We start from the raw sequence: 22,368 nt of genomic DNA on the forward strand, positions 1-22,368 counted from the left end.
GCGGGGTTTCGCCGAAGATGGACGGGTGACTCCCGGTCCCGGCGCGCTCTCCCGGCGTGCGCTGCTGCGCACCGGGCTTGCCGCCGGCATCGTGCTGGGCGCCGGGGGTGCCTGCACCGGCGGGTCGCCGGAGCCGGAGCTGGTCGTCGCCGGCGGGGTACAGCCCGGCGTCTACATCAACCTGGCCCGCGCGCTGGCCGCGATCTGGCAGGAGCGGCTGGGCCTGGACCGGCCGCCACGGGTGCTCAACACCGCGGGCAGCGGGCAGAACATGCGGCTGCTGACCGGCGGCGACGCGACGGTGGCGATCAGCCAGGTCGACGTGGCCGCCGACATCGCGGGCGGCCCCGCCGCGACCGGCCCGGACGAGCCGATGGCGCTGGCCCGGCTCTACGACGACGTCACCCACGTCGTCGCCCGCCGGGACTCCGGCCTGGCCCGGCTGTCCGACCTGCGCGGGCGGCGGGTGTCGATCGGCCCGGACGGCAGCGGCTACCAGGCGATCGCGATCCGGCTGCTGCGGTCCGCCGGGATCGGCCTCGACGAGCTCGGGGAGTCCGCGGAGCTCGGCCTGCCGGACGCGGTCACGGCGCTGCGCGAGGACCGGCTCGACGCGTTCTTCTGGTCCGGCGGGGTGCCCACCGACGGCATCCGGGAGCTCGCCGCCAGCACCCCGATCCGGCTGCTGGAGCTGGGCGACGCGCTCGACCGCACCCGCGAGGAATTCCCGGTGTACTCGGTGGCGACGGTCCCGGCGAACACCTACGGCCTGCCCGGGCCGGTGTCCTGCCTGTCGGTCCGCAACGCGCTGCTGGTCACCGCCGCGATGCCGGACGACCTGGTCGAGGCGCTGATCCGGGCGGCGTTCGACGCGCAGCCGCGGGTCGCCGAGGCCAGCCCGGCCGCGGTGACGATCGACTCCCGGTCGGCGATCGGCACCCAGCCGATCCCGCTGCATCCCGGTGCGGTCCGGTTCTACCGCTCCACCAAGGGCTACTGAGGAACGGCTACTGAGCGGACGGCGCGGGCGGGTCCAGCCAGATCGTCACCCGCAGCCCGCCGCCGCGCGCCGGGTCCAGCACCAGCACCCCGCCGGCGGCCGCCGCGGTGCGCGCGGCGATCGCCAGGCCCAGCCCGCTGCCCTCCAGGTTCACCTGGCCGGGGGCCCGCCAGAACCGATCGGTGGCCCGGGCCCGGTCCTCGGCGGGCATCCCGGGCCCGCCGTCGACGACGCTCACCCCGACCCGACCGGCCGCGCGCAGCGTCGCGACCCGCACCCGTTCCCCGGACGGGGTGTACTTGAGCGCGTTGTCGAGCACCGCGTCGAGCACGGTCTCCAAGCCGGCCGGGTCGATCCGGGCGGTCAGCCCGTGCGGCCCGCTGCGGCGCAGCTCGACGCCGGTGTGCTCGGCCAGCGGCCGCCAGTTCTCCACCCGGTCGTCGACGACGGTGTCGAGCTCGGTGACCGCGTCCGGGTCGCCGGTCTCGGCGGCCCGCTCGGCCCGGGCCAGCGCGAGCAGCCCGTCCAGCACCCGGGACAGCCGCTCGGCCTCCTCCATCGCCGCGACGTGGTCGTCGGTGGCCCCCGGCGCGACCCGGCCGTCCAGGTTGGACAGCCGCAGGCGCAGCGCGGTCAGCGGGTTGCGGAGCTGGTGCGAGGCGTCGGCGACGAACGCGCGCTGCCCGGCGATCGCCTCCCGCACGGTCGTCGACATCCGGTCGAACGACCCGGCCAGCGACCGCAGCTCGGGCGGCCCGGTCCGCCGGGTCGGTTGCTCGGGCGGGCCGCCGGCGAGCACCGCGGTGCCGATCCGGTCCATCGCCTCGTCCAGTCTGCGCACCGGGCGGAGCACCCAGGCGGTGAGCGGCAGGGCCACCAGCGTCCCGGCCAGCAGGGCGAGCACGGCGGCCCCGGCGACCACCGACCAGGTGCGGACCTGACCGGCGCGCAGCGCGTCGGTCGGCGACACCGTCATCACGGCGCCGACCACCTCGCCGTCGACGAGCACCGGCTCGGCGAGCACCAGCGGCGCGTCGTCCCACGGCATGAGCAGCGGATAGGGCGCCGAGCGGCGGCCGGCCAGCGCGACGGTCAGCCGGTCGGCGGGCTCCCCGGCGAGCTCGGGCAGCCGCTCCGACGGCCGGGAGGCGGCGAGCAGCTCGCCGGACCGGTCGAACGCCAGCACGGCGACGCCGTACACCTCGTCGTAGCGGGTGATCTCGGCGGCGAACGCGGTCGTGGCCGACCGGCCCTCCGGCGACTCGATCAGCGGGCGCTGGGCGGCGGAGGCGAACGAGATGGTGTCGGTGAGCCGGTCGGTGAAGACCTCCTCCTGGCTGCGCTGTGAGTCGGTGAGCGCCAGCGGCACCCCGAGCCCGACCGCGAGCAGGCCGACGAGCACCAGGACGACCAGCAGCAACCGGCTCCGCACGGGACGGTCCCCTCAGTCCTCGGTGGCCGCGAACCGGTAGCCGACGCCGCGGACGGTCCGGATCAGCTCCGGGCGGCCGAGCTTGGTGCGCAGGGTCGCGACGTGCACGTCGAGGGTCCGGTTCGCGCCGGCCCAGCCGCGGCCCCACACCTCGGAGACGATCTGGGCGCGGGTGCAGACCGCGCCGTCGGCGCGGGCGAGCAGGGCGAGCACCTGGAACTCCTTGCGGGTGAGCACGACCTCCCGCCCGGCCACGGTGACCTCGTGCCGCTCCGGGTCGAGGTGCACGTCGCCGACCGTCACCGGGGCCGCACCGGCCGGTGTCACGGTGCCGTCGGCGCCGACCTTGCGGCGGCGCTGCACGGCGTGCACCCGGGCCACGAGCTCGCCGATGTCGTACGGCTTGACCAGGTAGTCGTCGGCGCCGGTGTGCAGGCCGGCGATCCGGTCTGACACCTCGCCGCGGGCCGTCACCATCAGCACCGGGACCTCGCTGACCGCGCGGATCGCCCGGCAGACGTCGAGCCCGTCGGAGTCGGGCAGGCCGAGATCGAGCAGCACGACGTCCACCCCGTCGAGGTGGTCGACGACGCCGCGGCCGTGGTCGAGGCGGGTCGTGGTCATGCCGTGCCGGTGCAGCGCCGGGCGCAGCGCGGCGGCGACCCGGTCGTCGTCCTCGATCAGCAGGATGTGCACCCGCGCCGCCCCTTCCGTTACGTGGCCGAGACCCTAAAGCTTCCTCAAGGTGGTGGACTCACCTGTCCGTTCCGTCCAGGCTCTCGCCATGTCCGGAGGCAGCATGAGCAGCACGCCCGCGTCCAGCACCCCCATGGTCCGGATGACCACCGTGCAGAAGCACTTCGGCGACCTCCACGTGCTCCGCGACATCGAGCTGGAGGTCGCGCGGGGCGAGGTCGTGGTCGTGCTCGGTCCCTCCGGTTCCGGCAAGTCGACACTCTGCCGCACGATCAACCGGCTGGAGCCGATCGACACCGGGACGATCGAGATCGACGGCACCGCGCTGCCCGCCGAGGGCAAGGCGCTGGCCGGCCTGCGGGCCGACGTCGGCATGGTGTTCCAGTCGTTCAACCTGTTCGCGCACAAGACGATCCTCGAGAACGTCACGCTCGGCCCGCTGAAGGTCCGGAAGGTGTCGAAGGCGGAGGCGGAGAAGACCGCGCTCGCCCTGCTGGAGCGGGTCGGGATCGCCAACCAGCGCGACAAGTACCCGGCCCAGCTCTCCGGCGGCCAGCAGCAGCGGGCCGCGATCGCCCGCGCGCTGGCGATGAAGCCGAAGGTGATGCTGTTCGACGAGCCGACCTCCGCGCTCGACCCGGAGATGGTCAACGAGGTGCTCGACACGATGACCTCGCTGGCGTCGGAGGGCATGACGATGGTCGTGGTCACCCACGAGATGGGCTTCGCCCGCCGGGCCGCGCACCGGGTCGTGTTCATGAGCGACGGCGAGATCGTCGAGGACTCCACGCCCGACGACTTCTTCTCCAACCCGCGCAGCGACCGCGCGAAGGACTTCCTGGGCAAGATCCTCAGCCACTGAGGTCCGCCCCGCCGCGCCTCGCGCGGCACCCCGATCCGTTCCCGAACGAGTGGAGATCCACCATGAAGAGAACCCGCATGCTGGTGGCGGCCGCACTGGCCACCACCCTGGCGCTGGCCGGCTGCGGCCAGGAGGGCGCCCCCGGCGGGGGCACGGACTCCGGCTTCGAGCCGACGGTCGCGGAGAACGTGACCGTCGAGGGATCCCCGACCTTCGACGCGATCTCCCAGCGTGGCCGGGTCGTCATCGGGGTCCGGGACGACCAGCCCGGCCTCGGCTTCCAGGACGCCACCACCGGTGAGTTCTCCGGATTCGACGTCGACATCGCCCGGATGGTCGCCGGCGGCCTCGGCTTCGGCCCGGACCAGATCGACTACCGGGTCGTGCCGTCCGCGGCGCGCGAGGACGTCATCGAGCGCGGCGAGATCGACTACATGGTCGGCACGTACACGATCAACGACAACCGCAAGCAGCGCGTCGGCTTCGCCGGCCCGTACTACGTCGCCGGCCAGAGCCTGCTGGTGCGCGCCGACGACACCGAGATCACCGGCCCGGAGACGCTGCAGGGCAAGATCGTCTGCTCGGTCACCGGCTCCACCCCGATCCAGCGGGTCCGCGACGAGGGCCTCACCGAGCCGGGCAACATCGTCGAGTTCCAGACCTACTCGCAGTGCGTGGACCAGCTCAACAACAGCCAGGTCGACGCCGTCACCACCGACGACGCGATCCTGCTCGGCTTCGCCTCGCAGAACCCGGAGCAGCTGAAGGTCGTCGGCGAGACGTTCTCCGACGAGCCCTACGGCATCGGCGTCCCGCGGGACGACGACGCGTTCCGCACCAAGGTCAACGACCTGCTGCAGGCCTCGTTCGACGACGGCACCTGGCAGACCATCTACGACGGCACCCTGGGCGCCTCGGGCACCCCGGGCACCCCGCCGGCGATCGACCGGTACTGAGCCGATGAAGCACGGCCCGGTCCCGGCGCAGGACGTGCCGGGGCCGGGCCGGCTCGACTGGAGTAGGGGGTAGCTCGGTGAACGTCCTGCTGGACAACCTGGACGTGTACGTCCGCGGGTTCGGGGGCACGCTCGGGCTGTTCGTGGTGGCCGCGATCGGATCGCTGATCGTCGGCACGCTGATCGCCGCCATGCGGGTCAGCCCGGTACCGGTGCTGCGCGGCTTCGGCGCCGCGTACGTGACGATCCTGCGGAACACACCGCTCACCCTGGTGCTGTTCTTCTTCGCCTTCGCCTACCCGCGGCTCGGTCTCATCGACCTGTCCTTCTTCGCACTCGCCTGCATCGGGTTGACGCTCTATACCGCGGCTTTCGTCTGCGAGGTCGTCCGCTCCGGGATCAACACGGTCCCGGTCGGGCAGTCCGAGGCGTCTCGGGCCCTGGGTTTCACCTTCACCCAGACCCTGGGGCAGGTGGTGCTCCCGCAGGCCTTGCGTGCGACCGTGCCGCCGATGACGAACGTGCAGATCGCGTTGCTGAAGAACACCACGATCGCCGCCGGCTTCGCGGTGTTCAATGCGGGTGGCATCTACCAGACGGTGTCCGAGCGCGGCTACAACGTCCTCGTCGGCCTCCTCTGGGTCGCCCTGTTCTTCGTCATCCTCGTCGCACCCCTCACCTGGTTGCAGCGCAGTCTCGACGCACGTTGGGGGGTTTCCCGATGAGTTCGGTCCTCTACGACGTACCGGGTCCGATTGCGCGGACAAGAAACCGGACGGTCGGTGTGGTCGGCGTCGCAGCGATCGTGGCCGCGCTCGGCCTGCTCCTCTACCGCTTCTACTCGACCGGGCAGTTCGCTCCGCGGATGTGGGAGTGGATCACCTACATCGAGATCCAGTACCGGATACTCGAAGCGCTGTGGAACACCGTCCGGGCGTTCGCGGTCGCGGCTGTCCTGTCCCTCGTTTTCGGCGCCCTGTTCGCCGCCGGGCGGCTGTCCGACCACTCTTGGCTACGAGTGCCGTCGACGGCGGTCGTGGAGTTCTTCCGAGCGGTACCGCTGCTCATCCTGATCTTCATTCTCTACTTCGGCCTCGACCAGGGCCTCGGCATCCAGATCTCCGCGTTCTGGGCCGTCGTACTCGGCCTGATGCTCTACAACGGCTCAGTGCTGGCCGAGGTGTTCCGAGCGGGGGTCAACGCCGTGCCACGCGGTCAGGGTGAGGCCGCCTATGCGCTCGGGATGCGCAAAACCCAGGTCATGACGTCGGTTCTGCTCCCGCAAGGGGTGCGATCGATGCTGCCGACGATCCTGTCCCAGCTCGTCGTCGTGCTGAAGGACACCGCGCTGGGCTTCCTGATCCTCTACGAGGAGCTGCTCCTCGTAGCCCGCCAGCTGGGTAGCCAGGGACAGCTGGGATCACCCATCCTGCAGGTCGCGCTCGTGATCGCGGTGATCTACATCAGCCTCTGCCTCGTCCTCGCCGGCATCTCCCGGCTCGTGGAACGACGGCTGACGCAGGGATCACGCAAGCAGAAGCCTGCGAACCCGGGGCAGGCTGCTCCAGCGGTCTCGCAGGCCTGATTCCGCAAGCCCGTGGCGGGGCGGCGTCCCGCCCCGCCACGGCTCACCCCCCGCCCTCGGCACCCCAGTCGACGAGCGTCTCGTTGATCCCGCACGATGCCGCCGAGGTCATCGGGCCGGGCCCCTTGCACGGCGACGTTGTTCAGCTCGCAGACCGCGAGCACCCGGTGCCTCCCGTGACCGTCGCTGCAGGTGTGGTGGACCTCGGGTGGCACCATCTCCTCGAAGACGTCGAACCGGCAGGCCTGCACGGTCCCCGAGGTCGGTTCGACGACCGGCGCGTCCATCGGGCGCGGATCGGACGAGAGCGTCACCGCCCCGATCGCCAGGTTTCCTACGACGACCGCGATGCTTCGCGCGCTCACCACGACAGCCCGATCGTGGCGCTCTCCAGCGGAGGTCGAGCAGTGTCGAGGCTGAGTGTCCCGGGTGGCAACGAGTCACAGGTCGCAGTCAGCGGACCATCACTCGGGCGGTAGCTCCCCTCGCAGATCGGACCACCGCCCTGGAGATTCACGACCCGCCACTGGATCGGCGTCGGGTGGGAGCCGGTCGCATCGATGTTGACCACCACACGGCCACCAGGGAACCCGGGAGCTTCGAGAAAGCAGTTCCCACCCAGCTCCCCCGAATCCAGACCACAGGGAGCTCCTCGGTCAGGTCATCGGAACGCTACCGGCCATACTTTCGTTGGCGGACAACACAATCGCTCGACCAGGGGCCACGGAGCGGTTCCTGCCCGCAGCAGATGGTGCGACCTGCGATCAGCCGGACGCTCAGCCCAGGTGCCGCAGGAACGCCTGCGGATCGTCCAGGAACGCCCGGGTGAGGCTGACCGGGCCGGCGTCGTCGTAGGAGACCCTCCGGACGCCGTCCCCGGTGAGCTCCAGGATGGTGGCGCCGGGCAGCGCGAGCAGCACCGGCGAGTGGGTGGCGACGACGAACTGGCTGCCCTGCGCGGTCAGCTCCACCATCCGCTGCAGCACCGCGAGCGCGCCGGTCAGCGAGAGCGCCGCCTCCGGCTCGTCGAGCAGGTAGAGCCCGCGCGGGCCGAACCGGTGGGTGAGCAGCGCGAGGAACGACTCGCCGTGCGAGCGCTCGTGCCCGGACCCGCCGTAGGCCGGCAGCAGCGGCTGGATCTTGTCGAGCCGCTCCACCTCGGTGGCGACGTTGTAGTACGACTCGGCGCGCAGGAAGAAGCTGGTCCGCTCGCGGCCCGGCCGGCGCGCCACCCGCAGGTGCGCGCCGAGCTCGGACTCGCTGGCCCGGGTGGCGAACGCGAAGGACTTCGAGCCGCCCTCGGGGTTCAGCCCGATCGCCACCGCGAGCGCCTCGACCAGCGTCGACTTGCCGGAGCCGTTCTCGCCGACCAGGAACGTGACCCCCGGCCGGAACAGGATCGGGTTCCGGCGCAGCCACCGGGTCACCGGCAGGTCGAAGGGGTAGCCCTGCTCCGGTGCCGCCGGATCGAGCCCGACCCGGGCGACGAAGTGTCCCGCCCCCACCGCTCACACGCTAGCGACCGGACCGTCCGCCCGGCCCGCGGACCCGATCAGGCCGATCAGGTCGTTCCGCAGCACCGGCGCGTCCGTCGTATCCGCCCAGTGCCGGGCGGGCCTGCCCTCGGGATCAAGGAGATAGGTGATCGCGGTGTGCGCGACGTCGTACCCCTGCGGAGTGGCGCGTCGCCGGGTGAAGATCCGGAACGAGCTCTTCGCCGCCGCGACCTGCGCGGTGGTCCCGGTGAGCCCGGTGAACCGCGGATGGGATGCCGTCAGGAAGGCCTTCAGCACCTGCGGCGAGTCCCGCTCCGGGTCGACCGTGATGTAGAGCGGGACCAGTGCGTCAGTGCCGGCGACGGCGTCGACCTCGTCGAGCACCCCGCTGAGCTTCGCCAGTGCCCGGGGACAGACCACCCGGCACGCGGTGAACCCGAACTGGACGAGTTGCCACCGGCCGCGGTAGCTGGCCTCGGTGACGGCGCGGTCATCGTGGTCGACCAGTGTGTAGGTGGCCCGGATCGGTGGGGCGTTCACGAGACCACCAGATCGACCGGAGGCCCGTCCGGCACCTCGAGCACGAGGCCCTCGCCGGTCCACCGGCCGGTCGCCTCGGTACCGCCGAGACTCACCCGGGCGCCGGGCGCCACCCTGCCCAGGGTGACCGTCCCGTCCCCGGGGAGCGCACGGTCACGGCGCAATCTGCCGTGCAACACCCCGTCGACCACCTCCGCCCGGCTGACCTCGACGTCGCGCTCCACCTCGACGATCGCGGGCAGCGCGTGCTGCTCGGGGCCCCACGGCTCGTTGTAGAGGCCCCACAGACCGTCCGGCACGTTGAGCCGGGCGTACCCGAGCAGCACGTTGCCGGTCAGCGGCTCCATCCCGGTCCGGTTGCCCTCGGCGTCGGTCGGCTCGTCGTGACGGGGGTAGTACAGTCCGCCGTCACGCCAGGTGGGGTTCATGTGCCGGTCGGTGTAGGTCAGCAGCGCCCGGAGGGTCTCCCGGTCCCCCATCTCGGACGCCCAGACGGTGACCCAGCCGGTGTCACAGGTGTCGGCGACCACCTGCTGTCCCATAACGACCGACGGCGGCGCCGACCGGACCGTGAGCGTGTCGTCGGCCGTCGGGACGACCAGCTCGGCGATCTGGCGTGGATAGTGCTCCCGCACGAAGTCGCGGTTCCAGGTGTTCATCAGCGCCCCGCACCAGGCGTCCACCCAGGGGGCGACGCCCGCGTTCGGTGCGACGACCCGGCTGTCCTCGAAGACCATCGTGTTGTAGTGCCCCGCCTCGTCGAGGCGTCCGAAGTCGGCCCAGGCCCGCTCATAGCCGGCGACCACCTCCTCGGCACGGTCCCCACCGTTGATCAGGTCCTGCATCCGGAACCCGAGGATCGCGGGCTGGTTGCAGATCTGGAAGACACAGTTCGGCTCGCAGGCGACGCCGAGATAGCCGTTCTCCACCATCTGCCAGTAGATGTGGTCGCTCAGCGAGTCCCGGTCGTAGGAGAAGTGCTTCTCCGGGCCGCCCCAGAAGTACGACCAGTGCCGGAACGCGAGCGAGCCGGGTGCGGCGAACCGGTCGTCGGCGAAGAGGTGGTCGTGCAGCAACGCGCTGGACTGCACGTAGGCCGAGTACATGATGTTGTCCCGGACCACCGGATCCCACTGCTCGGCGAGCTGGTCGCCGAGGTGGGCGTTGAACACGGCGCCGCCCCGGGAGACGTCGCGCCAGTACATCCACACCTCGGGCAGCAGGAGCTTGTCGATCAGCCGCTGGATCGTCGGCCGGAACACCCCGGGAGCGGCCGGCAGCCGGTGCCGGTGCGCCAGCGCCAGGCCGTAGATCATGTATGTGAGCTGGAAGCGGAAGCCTCCGAAGTCGTCCTGCCCGACCGCCCGGCCCTGCATCAGCGACCAGTCGTTGGGCAGTTGCCGGGACAGGTTGTCCCAGTGCCGCAGGTGGCCGAGCTGCTCGCGGTCCAGGATCGACACCGTTGTCATCATGGCCGACGACGCTACGCAGACGACGGCGCGCCGCCACACCCGTTCGGGGGTGCCGGGGCACGCCGTCATGAGGTGTGCTCACCGACCACATCGACAGAGAGGTCAGGTGACCGTGAACGGTCCAGGCGACATCCTGCCCGCTGCGGCGGCGCGCTTCGGGGACAAGGCTGCGCTGATCACGGCGACCCGCACGCTCGGCTACGCGGAGCTCGACCACCTCAGCGACCGGGTCGCGGCGTGGCTGGTCGGGCGCGGGGTGCGGCCCGGGCAGCCGGTCTCGCTCTACGCACAGAACCGCTGGGAGTGGGTGGTGACCTACCACGGCGCGCTCAAGGCGGGCGCGGTCGTGAACCCGGTCAACGTGATGCTCACCCCGTCCGAGCTTGCGTTCGTGCTCCGGGACTGCGCCGCCGCGGTGGTGTTCACCGGTGCCGAGCACGCCGCGACGCTCGTCGAGCTGACTCGTGATCTCCCGGACCTGACGAACGTGGTGGCGTTCGGCCCCGCTGCGGGCACCGACGACCCCACGACCGACGGCGTCACCGGCTTCGACGAGGTGATCGGGCACCCGGGTGTCCTACCGGCGGTGACGCCCGATCCCGACTTCCCCTCCACCATCGGCTACACCTCAGGGACCACCGGCCGCCCGAAGGGTGCCGTGCAGAGCCACCGGGCGGTCCTGACGAACTGCGCCGCGACCGCGACCATGCACGGCAGGCGGGACGACGACGTCGTCGTCACCGCGCTCCCCGCACCGCACGTGTACGGCAACGTCGTGATCAACGGGACGTTCCTCGCCGGGGGCACCGTGGTGCTGATGGAGCGGTTCACCCCGCAGGACACCCTGCGGTTGATCACCGAGCACCGAGCGACGCTGTTCGAGGGGGTTCCAGCGATGTACGCGATGCTGCTCGCCGATCCGGCCACCTCCGACGCCGACCTGAGCTCGCTGACCCGCTGCACGGTGGGCGGCCAGACCATCCCGGTCAGCACGATCGAACGCTGGGAGCAGCGCTCCGGGGCCCCGCTGATCGAGCTCTGGGGGATGACCGAGGTCGCCGGGCTCGGCACCACTCACGCCGTGCACGCTCCCCGGGTCCCGGGCTCCATCGGCGTCTCGCTGCCCGGGGTGCAGGTCCGGATCGCCGATCTCGAGGACTCCGGCCGGGACGCCCCGTTCGACGTCCCCGGCGAGCTGATGGTGCGCGGTCCGATCGTGATGCTCGGCTACCACGGCAATCCGGAGGCCACTGCCGAGGCGATCGAACCAGACGGCTGGCTGCACACCGGTGACGTGGCGTCGATGAGCCCGAGCGGTCACGTGTTCATCGTCGACCGCCGCAAGGACATGATCATCACCGGCGGTTACAACGTGTACCCGGCGGAGCTGGAGCGGGTGCTCGCCGGCCACCCGGCGGTGGCCATGGTCGCGGTCGGCCCGGTGCCCGATCCCGTCCGGGGTGAGCTGGCCTGCGCCTATGTGGTCCGGGCGAACGGAGCGGAGCCGACCGAGGACGAGCTGATCACCTGGGCCGGTGAGCGGCTGGCCGCCTACAAGCGGCCGCGGCTCGTCCGGTTCGTCGACGACCTCCCGAAGACCTCGACCGGGAAGATCATGCGCCGGGAGCTGATCACCCGGTTCGACGGTGACTGAGGACGAGGGACAGCGTTCAATGGGCGGCATGGGCATCGTGTCCGCTCTCGGCCCCGTCGCCGATGCGCACGGCGGTCTGGTCGAGCTGCTGGACCGCCGGGCGGCGATGCGTGCGGCGCTGGCGGAGGTCGCCGCGGACGGGGACGTCTCGTGGATCGCCGAGCCGCTGGCCGGGGCTGGGCCCGACGAGGCGTACCTGATCCTCGGGCAGATCCGGGGTGGCCGGACCGATCTGCTACGGGGCCTGCGGGTCCCGCTCGGGCACGGGCTGACCGGCAAGGTCTATGGAACCGGCAATCCGGCGTCGGTCGACGACTACCTACGGGCCAAGGGCATCACGCACACCTTCGACGCGCACATCGAGGCCGAGGCGGTCCGGCGGCTGCTCGCCGTGCCGGTCAGCAGGCACGGGCGCACTCACGGCGTGATCGCCATCGGGGCCCGCTCGGACGGGGCCTTCGGCGACCGCGTCGTCACCAGGGCCCGCGCGGTCGCCGACGAGGCGGCGCTCGCCGTCGCCGTCGCCGAACGCAGCAGGCTCGCCCGTGAGGTCGCGGTGCACGAGGAGCGCAGCAGGCTCGCCGCGGAGCTGCACGACAGCGTCGGGGCGCTGCTGTTCGCGATCGGCTCCGGGGTCGCCGGTCTGGCCGAGAGCGCGGGCGACGATCCCGAGCTGGCGGCCCGGCTGGAACGGCTCCGCCGCCAAGCAGACGAGGCGTCGACGGCGCTGCGCGACTCGCTGCGCACGCTGCGGGCCTCCCCGGCCGCGCTCGCCCTGTCGGTGGCGCTGCGGGCCGACTGCGCCGCCTTCTCCGACCGGACCGGGATCCCGGCGGAGCTCGTCGTTCTCGACGACCCACCGGTGCTGACACCCGACCGGACCGAGGTCGTGGTCACCGCCGTGCGAGAGTCGCTGCTCAACATCGAGAAGCACGCGAGGGCCTCCGCGGTCGTCGTCACCGCCGGGCTGCGGCCGGGCGGCGGGATCGTCGTCGCGGTGACCGACGACGGCGTCGGGCTGCCCCCCGACCACCGTCCGGGACTGGGACTGTCCAGCAGCGCCGACGCCGCGGGGCGGCTGGGCGGCAGCGTCCGGATCACCACCGAGCCCGACGGGGGCGCCACCTGGCGGATCGAGCTGCCGTGCTGAGCAGCACGCCCGGGATCCGGGTACTGATCGTCGACGACCATCCCGTGGTCCGGGACGGGGTAGTCACCCAGCTCGCGCGGCACCCGGACATCCGGGTGGTCGGGCATGCCGGCGACGGTGCCGATGCGGTGCGGTCGGCGGCACGGCTGCGCCCGGACGTGGTGCTGCTGGACCTGAGACTGCCCGACGCCCTGGCGGTCGACGTCGTCCCGCGACTGCGGGGGGCCGCGCCGGCGGCCCGGATCCTGCTGTTCACCGCCTTCCCCGAGCATGCGGCTGTCGGGCCGTCACTGGCGGCGGGTGCCTGCGGGCTGGTCGTGAAGGACGCCTCCGGCACGACGCTGCGGGACGCGCTGCGGGAGGTCGCGCGCACCGGCAGCTACCGCGGCCCCCGGCCCGCGGCCGCCGCACCGGTGACCGCCCGGGAGTACGACGTGCTGCGGCTGGTCGCATCCGGTCACACGAACGCCGAGATCGGCACGGCGCTGCGGCTCTCGCCGAACACGGTCAAGACCTACCTGCAGAACGTGATGCAGAAGCTCGGGGCCCGCAACCGGGCCCAGGTGATCACCAACGCCCGGGCGCACGGCCTGCTCTGAGCGGGCCGCCGGTGCGGCGGCCCGCCCGAAGACCTCAGGAGAAGGTCAGCACGGCCTTGACCGCGGCGCCGTGGTGGGCGGCGTCGATCGCCTCGTTGATCTTCTCGAACGGATAGCTGGTCACGAGCCGCTCGAACGGGAAGGCCCCGGAACGGTTCAGCTCGATCATGCGGGGGATGAACTCGTGCGGATCCGCGTCGCCCTCGATGACACCGACCAAGGAGCGCCCGAAGAGCAGATGTCCCTGGTCGATGTGTACCTCGTTGGACATCCCCTGGAACCCGACGGTGGCACAGACCCCGGGTGACTGCAGGCACTCGATCCCCTGCCGGACGACCCCGGGCAGCGCGATCGCATCGACGGAGTACTGCGCACCACCGCCGGTGATCTCCCGGATCGCCTCGACCGGATCGGTCGCGAACGGATCCAGCCCGTGGGTGGCGCCCAGCCGGCGGGCCAGCTCGACCCGGTCCGGCTGAGGATCGACCGCGACGATCGTGGAGCAGCCCACCGCGCTCGCCGCCATCACCGCACTGAGCCCGACCGATCCCGCACCGAACACCGCGATGCTCGATCCGGCCTCCGGCGCCAGCGAGTTCAGGACCGCGCCCGCCCCGGTCTGGACACCGCAGCCGAGCGGTCCGAGATTCTCCAGCGGCACGGCGGGATCGATCCGAACCGTGTTGCGCCGAGTGGTGATGACGTGCCGGGAGAACGACGACTGGCCGAAGAAGTGCCCGAGCACCGGCCCGTCGGATCCGCTCATCGGCGAGCTGCCGTCGAGCCGTGCGCCGGTCAGGTTCAGTGGGACGAAGGACCGGCAGTGCGCCAGCAGACCGGAGCGGCAGTGGTCGCAGGCGCCGCAGTGGTTGAACGACAGGACGACGTGGTCGCCGGGGTCGAGATCGTGGACGTCCGCACCGACCGCCTCGACGACGCCCGCCCCCTCGTGCCCGAGGACGACGGGCAGCTGCTCCGGGGCGGCCGTGGCGATCACGCCGAGATCGGTGTGGCACACCCCGGAGCTCACGAGCCGGACCACCACCTCCCCGGCCCGGGGCGCCTCGAGCTCGACCTGTTCCAGGGAGAGCGGCGCGCCCGCCTCGCGCAGGACGGCAGCGGTGGTGTGCATCAGGGGACTCCTCGACCTCGACGTCGTGTGGCGACGGCATGATCGGTCGTCCCGGGCGGCACCGGCACACCCGATCGGGGGTGCGGCGGCGCCGCCGGTCAGAGGTTCACGATCTCGACCGGATCGATGCCCTCGGCCTCCGGCAGGTCGAAGCCGAAGATCCGGGCGTAGAACGCCAGCTCCGCGTCGAGCGCCCGGCGGATGTTCTCCGCCTTCCGGAACCCGTGCTGCTCGCCGGGGAACAGCAGGTAGGCCACCGGGACCCCGCGCTCGCGCAGTGCCCGGACGATCATCTCGGACTGATTCGGCGGGACGATCGCGTCCTCGTCGCCCTGCAGCACGATCAGCGGGGTGGAGAACGTCCCGACGTGGGTGAGCGGCGACCGCTCGGTGTAGACGTCGCGGGCCTGCGGGTACGGCCCGACCAGGCCGTCGAGATAGCGGGACTCGAACTTGTGCGTGTCCCGGGCGAGCGCCGCCAGGTCGGCGACGCCGAAGTGGTCGGCCCCCGCGGAGAACGGGGTGTCGTCGCGGGCCAGCGCGGCGAGCGTGGTGAACCCGCCCGCGGACCCGCCGCGGATCGCGAGCCGGGCCGGATCGACCCGGCCGGTGCCGGCGAGGGTGCGGGCCGCGGCCAGGCAGTCGGCGACGTCGACGATCCCCCAGGCGCCCTTCAGCTCCTCCCGGTAGGCGCGGCCGTAGCCGGTGGAGCCGCCGTAGTCGACGTCGACGACGCCGAACCCGCGGCTGGTCCAGTACTGGACGCCGACGTTCAGCACCGGCACCGCCGCGCCGGTGGGGCCGCCGTGGATGACCACCAGCAGCGGGGGCAGCTCCCCCTCGGGGGCGTCGTGCGCGCCGAGCGGCGGGTAGTAGAGCCCGTACCCGGTGCGCGGCGCGCCGTCCCGGTCGGTCGAGGCGAACCGGATCGACTCGGGCACCGAGATCGTCTCCGGGTGCAGGCCCAGATCGCGCGGCGCGCGCAGCACCTGCATCCCGACGGCGCCGGGCTCGCCGGCCGCCGCGGGCGCCGGGACGACCCGGTGCACCCCGGGCTCCGTGGTCGGGCTGCCGGCGACGCAGACGACGGCGTGCGGGCCGTCGGCGCGCACCGAGGCGACCGCCGAGAACGGGGCCTCCAGCTCGGTGATCGTCCCGCTGGTCTCGCGGACGACGAGCGCGTCGAACCCGTTCGACGACCGGGCGAACACGATCCGGCCGTCGTCGAGGAATGTGTAGCGGGAGCCGCCGAGCGTCCAGCCGGGGACGCCGATCTCGGCGTCGATCCGGACCAGCGACTCGATGTCGTTCCCGGGCAGCCAGCGGTAGAGGTTCCACCAGCCGGTGCGGTCGGACAGGAAGGTCAGCGACCCGTCGGGCTGCCACTGCGGCTCGGTGACCGACTCCCCCGGCCCGCCCGCGACGACCGTGTCGGTGCCGGTGGCGAGATCGCGCACGGTCAGCTCGACGTCGTCCCACGGCATCGACGGGTGGTTCCAGGACAGCCAGGCCAGGGTGGTCGCGTCCGGTGAGATCCGTGGCGCCGCGACGAAGTCCGGGCCGGTGACCAGCACCTCGGGCTCCGACGGCGCCCGCGCGTCGAGCCGGACGATCTCGTTGACGACGTCGGTCGCCGGGCAGCCCGGCGACGGGTGGTGCTCGCGGACCGCGACCAGCCAGGTGCCGTCCGCGGCGACGTCACCGTCGGCGTAGCGGTCGCCGCGCGGCACCGCCGGTTCCGGGGTCAGCGGCACCGGGGCGCCGCCGCGGTCGAGCCGGTACAGCCTCTGGTCGGTCCACTCGACGTAGAACACGGTGCCGGGGCTGCCCGGGTCCAGCCACCACGCCCCGCCGCCGTACTCGTGCACGGCGGTGCGAGCGTTGGCGCCGGCCGGCAGCAGGTCGGTGCGGGTGCCGTCGTCGCAGCGGCGCACCAGCTGGATCCGGCCACCCTCGGCGGCCCGGCCCTCGGCCCAGATCACCCCGGTGCCCTCGGTTCCCGGCGCGCCGTCCGGACGGACGTCGCCGAGCCGCACCGCGGCCGTCACCACCAGTTCGGACGTGACCGGTGTCGGCCACGACCCGTACCCCGAGATCGTCACGCCGACCACGCTAGTCGCCGCCCCGGTCAGCGGCGGGCGGTGGCCGCCTCGCGCAGCAGCCGCACCGCCACCGGCAGCGCGCCCGGGCGCAGCACCGGGGCGAGCCCGAGCACCCCGCGCAGCCCGACCCACCAGCGGACCCGCCCGTCGGTGCGGAGCACGCCGACCGCCGGTGCCCGGCAGGCGGCGACCGCGGCGGGCAGGTTCGGGTAGATCTCGGCGAGCCGCGGCTCCCGGCAGGACCGGGCCCGCACCCGCACGGTCACGCAGCCGGGCAGCTCGCGGGCGATCCGCGAGCAGGGCGCGCACGTCGCGTCGTGCACCACCACCAGCTCCCGGATCCGCGTGCGCGCCACCCGGCCATCATCCCGCCGTGAGCACCCCGGCCAGTGCGACGGGGTGCGACAGCATCGGATGGTGCGATCCGGCGATCATCTCCGGGACGACGCCGCGCAGCCGGCGGGCCAGCAAGGTCCGGACGAACGCCGGCGGGAACAGCTTGTCCTCGCGGCACAGCAGGAACCGGGTGCGGACCGGCGGCCAGCCGTCCCGCGGCCAGGGCTGCTCGAACGCGGTCGACGACTGCCCGCGCTCGTGCCGCAGCGCCTCGTTCGCGGTCTCCTCGGCGACGTCGTGGTAGTAGAGCGCCACGACGTCGTCGGGATCGCGGCCGTCGCGGGCCAGCTGCTCGGTGAACGGCGCGCGGTGCCCGGTCGCCGCCCACCAGTCCGAGCCGGACTCCCCCGGCGCCGGCACCATCGCGGTGAGGAGCACCAGCTCGCGGACGGTGATCCGGTCGCAGACCAGGGGCGCGGTGAACCCGCCGAACGAGTGCCCGACGACGACCAGGTCGTCCGGGTCGGGCCCGGCGGCGCGCACCGCCGCGACGACGGCGTCGGCGTAGTCCTCCAGGTACGCGCCGTCGTCGTCGCACGGGAGATCGACCGGCACCGCACGGTGCCCGCGCGCGGTCAGCGCGCGGGCCAGCGGGCCCCAGTACCAGCTGTCGGTCCCGGCACCGGGGACCAGCGCGAACGTCGTCATGCTCCTCCGACCGCCCGGTGCACCGCTTCTCATCGGTGCCGTTCTCATCGGTGCCGCTTCCCGACGGTGCTGCTCGCCATGGGCGCAACTCATCTTGCTGCCGCCCGGAAGTGTCCCCGGTACCGTCGGGACCCCGCCACCGAGGAGGCCGCATGAACGACCCCACACCACCGCCGCCGGTGCCGGAGCCGGGTGGGCAGCAGCCCGCCACCGACTACACCGACGACGGCGTGCCGACGTTCGAGTACGTCCGCGACCGGATCGAGGGCCGGGCGGCGACGGCGGCCGCCGCGGAGGAGCTCGCCGGCGACGACGGGAAGGCGCAGGAGGCGCAGGACGCATTCGCCGACCGGGAGCGGAAGGCCGCGGACCGGCTGGCCGAGATCCGCCGCTCGATGGGCGGCTGAGCCCGGCTCAGCGGTCGTCGCCGACCGGCCGCCAGCGCCGGTCCGCCGGGGCGGGCGCGGCCCGCAGCTCGGCGAGCAGGGTCTCCGGGTCCGGCCCGGAGCGGACCAGCGCGCGGTCCGCGGCCCGCAGGAACCCCTCGGCGACGGCGTGGTCGAAGAACGCCAGCAGGTCCCGGTAGTACCCGGCGGTGTTCAGCAGCCCGACCGGTTTGGCGTGCAGCCCCAGCTGCGACCAGGTCAGCGCCTCGGCGAACTCCTCCAGCGTGCCGATGCCGCCGGGCAGGGTCACGAAGCCGTCGGACAGCTCGGCCATCCTCGCCTTGCGCTCGTGCATCGACCCGACGACGTGCAGCTCGGTCAGGCCGTCGTGGGCGATCTCGTCGGCCACCTGGTGCTCCGGGATCACCCCGACCACCCGGCCGCCGCGCTCCAGCGCGGCGTCGGCGAGCTCGCCCATCGTGCCGACGCTCGCGCCGCCGTAGACCAGCCCGATGCCCGTGTCGGCGAGCAGCGCGCCGAGCCGGCGGGCGGCGGCGACGTAGGCCGGCACCCGGCCGGGATTGGAACCGCAGAAGACGCAGAGCGTGCTGATCGGGCCCATCGGTCCGCCTCCCGGCGTGCGCTCAGAACGGGTGGTTGTTGCCGCCGAAGACCTCGCTGACCGAGTCGTCGGTGAAGATCCGGCGGATCGAGTCGGCGAGCAGCGGCGCGCAGGACACCACGTCGACGTTCGGCGGGGCGCCGGGCCGCAGCGGGATCGTGTCGGTGACCACGATCCGCTCGAACGGCGCACCGGCGAGCCGCTGGTAGGCGGGCCCGGAGAACGGCGCGTGGGTGGCCGCGGCGAACACCCGCCGGGCACCGGCCCGCATCACCGCCTCGCCGGCCGCGCACAGCGTGCCGGCGGTGTCGATGATGTCGTCGACGACGATCGCGGTCCGCCCGGTCACGTCGCCGATCACGTGCCCGATCTCGGCGACCTGCTGCTGCGGGCGTTCCTTGTCCAGGATCGCCAGCTCCGCCCCGATCCGGGTGGCGAACTGCTTGTTCAGCTTCACCCGGCCGGCGTCGGGGGCGACGACGACCAGATCGTCGTCGAGCCCGGCGAAGTGGTCGGCGAGCATCATCAGCGCCGTCATGTGGTCGACCGGCACCCCGAAGAAGCCCTGCAGCTGCCCGGCGTGCAGGTCCATCGTCAGCACCCGGTCCACCCCGACCGCCTCCAGGGTGCGGGCCACCACCCGGGCCGAGATCGGCTCGCGCGGCGCGGACTTCTTGTCCTGCCGGGCGTAGCCGTACCAGGGGGTCACCGCGATCACCCGGTGCGCGCTCGCCCCGACCGCGGCGTCGATCATCACCAGCAGCTCGAGCAGCGCGTCGTTGGCGTTCACCCCCTGCACCGGGTTCGCGCACATCGGCTGCACGAGGAACACGTCGGCGCCGCGGATGGACTCGGTGAACCGGCAGTAGACCTCGCCGTTGGCGAAGGTCCGCAGGGTCACCGGGCCGGGGTCCACGCCGAGCTCGCCGGCGATCCGGGCGCCCAGCACCGGGTTCGCCCGGCCGGTGAACACCATCAGCCGCTTGTCGTAGCCGAGCGGGAGGCTGGTGCCGGTCACAGCCCGCGCCCGATCACTGCCCGCACCCGGTCACTGCCCGCACCCGGTCGCTGCCCGCTCCAGCAGCTGCCTGCCCAGCGCGTAGGCGCCGCGCAGGTCGTCGCCGGTGAAGCAGACCGATGCCCTGGCCCGCACCGCGTCGCTGCAGTTCACGCCGACCGTGTTCGGCAGCCGGTCGAACAGCAGCAGATCGGAGGTGGAGTCGCCGTAGGCGACGCAGTCCCGCTCGCCGAGCCCCAGCTCGTCGAGCAGCGCGGTGGTGATGTCGACCTTCTGCTGCAGGGTGAGCAGGCCGTCCTCGGCGACCGGGACCCCGGGTTCGACGGCGGAGCCGTAGGTCCGGTGCGCACCCCAGCCGGTCAGCCGCTGGACGAAGAAGTGCGGGGACTGCGAGATGACCGCGATCATCTCGCCGCGCTCGCGGATGTCGGCGAACACCTCCGGCACCCCGGCCAGCCAGTCCGAGGAGCGGAACGCCGCGTCGATCCGGTCCTCGGAGACGTCGCGCCAGAGCGGCAGCATCCGCTCCCAGAAGGTCACCGAGCCGATCTCGCCGCGGACCCACTCCTGCTCGATCCGGTCGGCCTCGGCGAACCGGCCGAGATGGCGGGACAGCTCCACCGAGGCCGCGCCGCGCAGCAGGGTGCCGTCCATGTCGAACACGTGCAGCCGCTTCATCGGTGTGGTCGCTCCAGGGTCGGTTCGTCCGTCATGTCCGTCCGTCGTGCTGCTGCGCCCCCGGAGCGCGGCGGGACACCGGCCCGCCGCGCTCCGGCCGGGCCGGTTCAGGCGATGGCGGCGGTCACGGCCGTCTCGTCCGACACCGTCCGCATCGGACCGACGTGCCCGATGTAGTACTCCTCCGGGACCTCCCGCTCGGCGTTCGCGATCACCTCGGTGAAGTCCCACTTCTTGAGCAGCTTGCCGTCCCGGAACACCGGCACCAGCACGTTCTCCGACTCCGGGATCGAACCCTTCGGGACCGTGGTGTAGGTGCCGTCCTCGTACTTCAGGGCCAGCCGGCCGGCCTTCGACGCCTTGAACCCGGCACCGGTCGGCGACTTGGCGATGTCGCGCCACTCGCCGTTCACCCGGACCGCGGAGGCCTTCTGGCCGAAGTTCATCGTGTCCCGGTTCCAGTGCTGCAGCAGGCCGCCGCCCATCCCGAAGACCGCGTTGTCCGCGGCCAGGCCGCGCCGCTCGAGCTCCATGTAGACCTGGGGCAGGCTGTCGAAGTTCACCCCGTCACCCTGCACCACCCGGACGAACGGCGGCAGGATCTTGAAGCCCTTGCTGTTCGTCTCGTAGCCGAAGGACTCCATCAGCCACTCGGTGGTGTCCGCGGTGACCTGCACGATGTCGCCGGAGTCGGGCCGCACGCCGACCAGGCCGGGGAAGTTGCGGATCTCCTCCTTCAGCTCCACGCCGATGATCTTCTTGACGCAGTGCTCGTGGTCGTAGGTGTCCGACAGCAGCAGCGCGCAGCCCTCGGGGGCGAACACCTGGAGCATGTTGCGCAGCGCGTCGGCCTCGTGCTCGCGGCCCCACGCGCAGAACCCGGCGTGCTCGGAGTTCGGGCCGGAGTTGGAGACCTTGCCCGCGTTGTAGAACCGCTTCGCCGCGAGGATCCCGGGGACGGTGTCGCTCTGGTCGAAGTTCACCAGGTGCGCCAGCCCGCCCAGCGCGGCGGACTGCTGCGAGCTGACCCCGCGGGCGCCGTAGTCGTGCAGGGTGTTGCGGAGCAGCTGCGGGTTGTCCGAGGTGCGCGTCAGCGCCTCCTTGATCACCATCTTGGACAGCCAGCTGACGGTGCCGATGGTGGTCGGGTACCAGACCGCGCGCAGCAGCGCCGTCTCGAAGAAGCTGGTCGCCCAGAAGTACTTCGGATCGGTGTTGATCACCTGGACCAGCACGTTGCGGGCCGGCAGCACGGTGCCCTCGGGCACCGCCTCGATCTCCACCGGCAGGTACCCGCCGTGGTCGTTGAGGATCCCCAGCCAGTTGTCCCGGTTGAAGTGCATGCCCTGCTCGCGCACCACGAACTCGGCCTCGTCGATGTCCTCGAGGGTGATCGGTCGCATCAGGTACTCCCGCAGGAACGCCTGCAGGCCGACGAACTGGGTCACCGGCCACGCCCCGCCCCGGGACTCGATGTAGCTCGACACGTACTCGGTGCCCGGCGGGTAGAGCGGGTAGTGGCAGTGCTTGTAGTTGTCGGTGTTGATGATCAGGTTGTCGAGGTAGCCCATCGGGTCCGTCTCACCTTCTACGAGAGTCGTTTCTACCGACTAGCCGCGCCGATGACTCGAATGCGACCGCCTGTCGTACTGAGATCCCTGCTGAGTGCGGTACCGCGCGCGGAGGAACTGCTGTCCTGCGCGGGACTGAAGCCTTGCCCATGCACCTGAGCGACCACCAGATGTTGGGGCCAGAGCACAGACGATTGTAACGATTCTACTGTGACCGTCAACGCATCCTGCACACCCGGACCGGCAGGAAGGTCCCACCGAACGGCCCCCGACCAGCGGCTCCCGGACCCCGATCACCCTGTAAGCACTGGTGGCCGGGCCGCGGCCGCACCTACCCGGGGCCGGCCGGACACCCCTGCGACCGATCCCGCAC

The 22,368-nt window shown here is 72.3% G+C and carries 22 protein-coding genes; 9 read left to right on the top strand and 13 right to left on the bottom strand.

Annotated elements, in window-relative coordinates; translation table 11 throughout:
- Positions 1-25 precede the first annotated feature (25 nt).
- Positions 26-1,000 carry a TAXI family TRAP transporter solute-binding subunit gene (locus tag ACVJO7_RS12555; RefSeq protein ID WP_491673019.1) on the top strand — a complete coding sequence of 325 codons (975 nt, stop codon included), beginning with the start codon at positions 26-28 and terminating at the stop codon, positions 998-1,000.
- Positions 1,001-1,007: 7 nt separating this feature from the next.
- Here the strand turns inward: ACVJO7_RS12555 and ACVJO7_RS12560 are convergent, their stop codons facing one another.
- Positions 1,008-2,432, bottom strand: a complete 1,425-nt coding sequence (locus tag ACVJO7_RS12560) for a sensor histidine kinase (protein WP_491673020.1) — start codon at positions 2,430-2,432, stop codon at positions 1,008-1,010.
- A gap of 12 nt (positions 2,433-2,444) precedes the next feature.
- Entirely contained in the window at positions 2,445-3,128 is a 684-nt protein-coding gene (locus tag ACVJO7_RS12565; RefSeq protein ID WP_344028092.1) for a response regulator transcription factor, read from the bottom strand.
- A gap of 133 nt (positions 3,129-3,261) precedes the next feature.
- Between ACVJO7_RS12565 and ACVJO7_RS12570 the strand changes: the two genes are divergently transcribed.
- From ACVJO7_RS12570 to ACVJO7_RS12585, 4 genes are all read left to right on the top strand, one after another.
- Positions 3,262-3,990, top strand: a complete 729-nt coding sequence (locus ACVJO7_RS12570; protein WP_344028252.1) for an amino acid ABC transporter ATP-binding protein — start codon at positions 3,262-3,264, stop codon at positions 3,988-3,990.
- A gap of 62 nt (positions 3,991-4,052) precedes the next feature.
- The gene (locus tag ACVJO7_RS12575) at positions 4,053-4,946 is read left to right on the top strand and encodes a glutamate ABC transporter substrate-binding protein (RefSeq protein ID WP_344028095.1); all 894 of its coding nucleotides are present in this window, start codon (positions 4,053-4,055) and stop codon (positions 4,944-4,946) included.
- A 77-nt stretch (positions 4,947-5,023) separates the two neighbouring features.
- The gene (locus ACVJO7_RS12580; RefSeq protein ID WP_491673021.1) at positions 5,024-5,671 is read left to right on the top strand and encodes an amino acid ABC transporter permease; all 648 of its coding nucleotides are present in this window, start codon (positions 5,024-5,026) and stop codon (positions 5,669-5,671) included.
- Positions 5,668-6,531: an amino acid ABC transporter permease gene (locus tag ACVJO7_RS12585; RefSeq protein ID WP_491673022.1), complete on the top strand. Its 864-nt coding sequence runs from the start codon at positions 5,668-5,670 to the stop codon at positions 6,529-6,531. The genes ACVJO7_RS12580 and ACVJO7_RS12585 overlap by 4 nt, the downstream gene beginning before the upstream one ends.
- A 776-nt stretch (positions 6,532-7,307) precedes the next feature.
- Here ACVJO7_RS12585 and ACVJO7_RS12590 read toward each other — a convergent pair.
- Genes ACVJO7_RS12590 through ACVJO7_RS12600 form a run of 3 tightly spaced genes read right to left on the bottom strand, consistent with a single transcriptional unit; the run spans position 7,308 to position 10,039 of the window.
- Entirely contained in the window at positions 7,308-8,036 is a 729-nt protein-coding gene (locus ACVJO7_RS12590; protein ID WP_491673023.1) for an AAA family ATPase, read from the bottom strand.
- A gap of 3 nt (positions 8,037-8,039) precedes the next feature.
- On the bottom strand, positions 8,040-8,567 hold the full coding sequence (locus ACVJO7_RS12595) for an SCO family protein (RefSeq protein WP_491673024.1): 528 nt from the start codon (positions 8,565-8,567) through the stop codon (positions 8,040-8,042).
- Entirely contained in the window at positions 8,564-10,039 is a 1,476-nt protein-coding gene (locus tag ACVJO7_RS12600) for a linalool dehydratase/isomerase domain-containing protein (protein ID WP_491673025.1), read from the bottom strand. Before ACVJO7_RS12600 ends, ACVJO7_RS12595 begins: the two co-directional genes overlap by 4 nt.
- Positions 10,040-10,151: 112 nt before the next feature.
- On the opposite strand from ACVJO7_RS12600, the gene ACVJO7_RS12605 reads away from it, so the two are divergent.
- From ACVJO7_RS12605 to ACVJO7_RS12615, 3 genes are read left to right on the top strand one after another with little or no spacing between them, the layout of a single operon-like run.
- Entirely contained in the window at positions 10,152-11,693 is a 1,542-nt protein-coding gene (locus tag ACVJO7_RS12605; protein WP_491673026.1) for a class I adenylate-forming enzyme family protein, read from the top strand.
- Between the two features lie 28 nt (positions 11,694-11,721).
- Positions 11,722-12,843 carry a GAF domain-containing sensor histidine kinase gene (locus ACVJO7_RS12610; protein ID WP_491673027.1) on the top strand — a complete coding sequence of 374 codons (1,122 nt, stop codon included), beginning with the start codon at positions 11,722-11,724 and terminating at the stop codon, positions 12,841-12,843.
- Positions 12,840-13,442 carry a response regulator transcription factor gene (locus ACVJO7_RS12615; protein WP_491673198.1) on the top strand — a complete coding sequence of 201 codons (603 nt, stop codon included), beginning with the start codon at positions 12,840-12,842 and terminating at the stop codon, positions 13,440-13,442. The genes ACVJO7_RS12610 and ACVJO7_RS12615 overlap by 4 nt, the downstream gene beginning before the upstream one ends.
- A 34-nt stretch (positions 13,443-13,476) precedes the next feature.
- Here ACVJO7_RS12615 and ACVJO7_RS12620 read toward each other — a convergent pair whose 3' ends face one another.
- The 4 genes from ACVJO7_RS12620 to ACVJO7_RS12635 form a co-directional block, all read right to left on the bottom strand.
- Entirely contained in the window at positions 13,477-14,574 is a 1,098-nt protein-coding gene (locus ACVJO7_RS12620; RefSeq protein WP_491673028.1) for an NAD(P)-dependent alcohol dehydrogenase, read from the bottom strand.
- A gap of 98 nt (positions 14,575-14,672) precedes the next feature.
- Entirely contained in the window at positions 14,673-16,676 is a 2,004-nt protein-coding gene (locus tag ACVJO7_RS12625; RefSeq protein ID WP_491673029.1) for a S9 family peptidase, read from the bottom strand.
- A 26-nt stretch (positions 16,677-16,702) separates the two neighbouring features.
- Positions 16,703-17,032, bottom strand: coding sequence for a hypothetical protein (locus tag ACVJO7_RS12630; RefSeq protein ID WP_344028121.1), 330 nt, complete (start codon positions 17,030-17,032; stop codon positions 16,703-16,705).
- A gap of 7 nt (positions 17,033-17,039) precedes the next feature.
- Positions 17,040-17,720 carry an alpha/beta fold hydrolase gene (locus tag ACVJO7_RS12635; RefSeq protein WP_491673030.1) on the bottom strand — a complete coding sequence of 227 codons (681 nt, stop codon included), beginning with the start codon at positions 17,718-17,720 and terminating at the stop codon, positions 17,040-17,042.
- Between the two features lie 152 nt (positions 17,721-17,872).
- Between ACVJO7_RS12635 and ACVJO7_RS12640 the strand changes: the two genes are divergently transcribed.
- Positions 17,873-18,127 (top strand): hypothetical protein, encoded by a 255-nt coding sequence (locus ACVJO7_RS12640; protein WP_491673031.1) that lies wholly within the window; start codon positions 17,873-17,875, stop codon positions 18,125-18,127.
- 7 nt (positions 18,128-18,134) lie between these two features.
- On the opposite strand, the gene ACVJO7_RS12645 is transcribed toward ACVJO7_RS12640, so the two are convergent.
- The 4 genes from ACVJO7_RS12645 to ACVJO7_RS12660 all read right to left on the bottom strand — a co-directional run bounded on the left by ACVJO7_RS12645 (position 18,135) and on the right by ACVJO7_RS12660 (position 21,995).
- On the bottom strand, positions 18,135-18,728 hold the full coding sequence (locus ACVJO7_RS12645) for an LOG family protein (protein WP_491673032.1): 594 nt from the start codon (positions 18,726-18,728) through the stop codon (positions 18,135-18,137).
- Positions 18,729-18,750: 22 nt separating this feature from the next.
- The gene (locus ACVJO7_RS12650) at positions 18,751-19,746 is read right to left on the bottom strand and encodes a ribose-phosphate diphosphokinase (protein ID WP_344028133.1); all 996 of its coding nucleotides are present in this window, start codon (positions 19,744-19,746) and stop codon (positions 18,751-18,753) included.
- Positions 19,747-19,776: 30 nt separating this feature from the next.
- Positions 19,777-20,424 (bottom strand): HAD family hydrolase, encoded by a 648-nt coding sequence (locus ACVJO7_RS12655; RefSeq protein WP_491673033.1) that lies wholly within the window; start codon positions 20,422-20,424, stop codon positions 19,777-19,779.
- Between the two features lie 107 nt (positions 20,425-20,531).
- On the bottom strand, positions 20,532-21,995 hold the full coding sequence (locus ACVJO7_RS12660; protein WP_491673034.1) for a nicotinate phosphoribosyltransferase: 1,464 nt from the start codon (positions 21,993-21,995) through the stop codon (positions 20,532-20,534).
- Between the last annotated feature and the right edge of the window lie 373 nt (positions 21,996-22,368).

The organism is Pseudonocardia sp. DxW, from assembly GCF_058448985.1.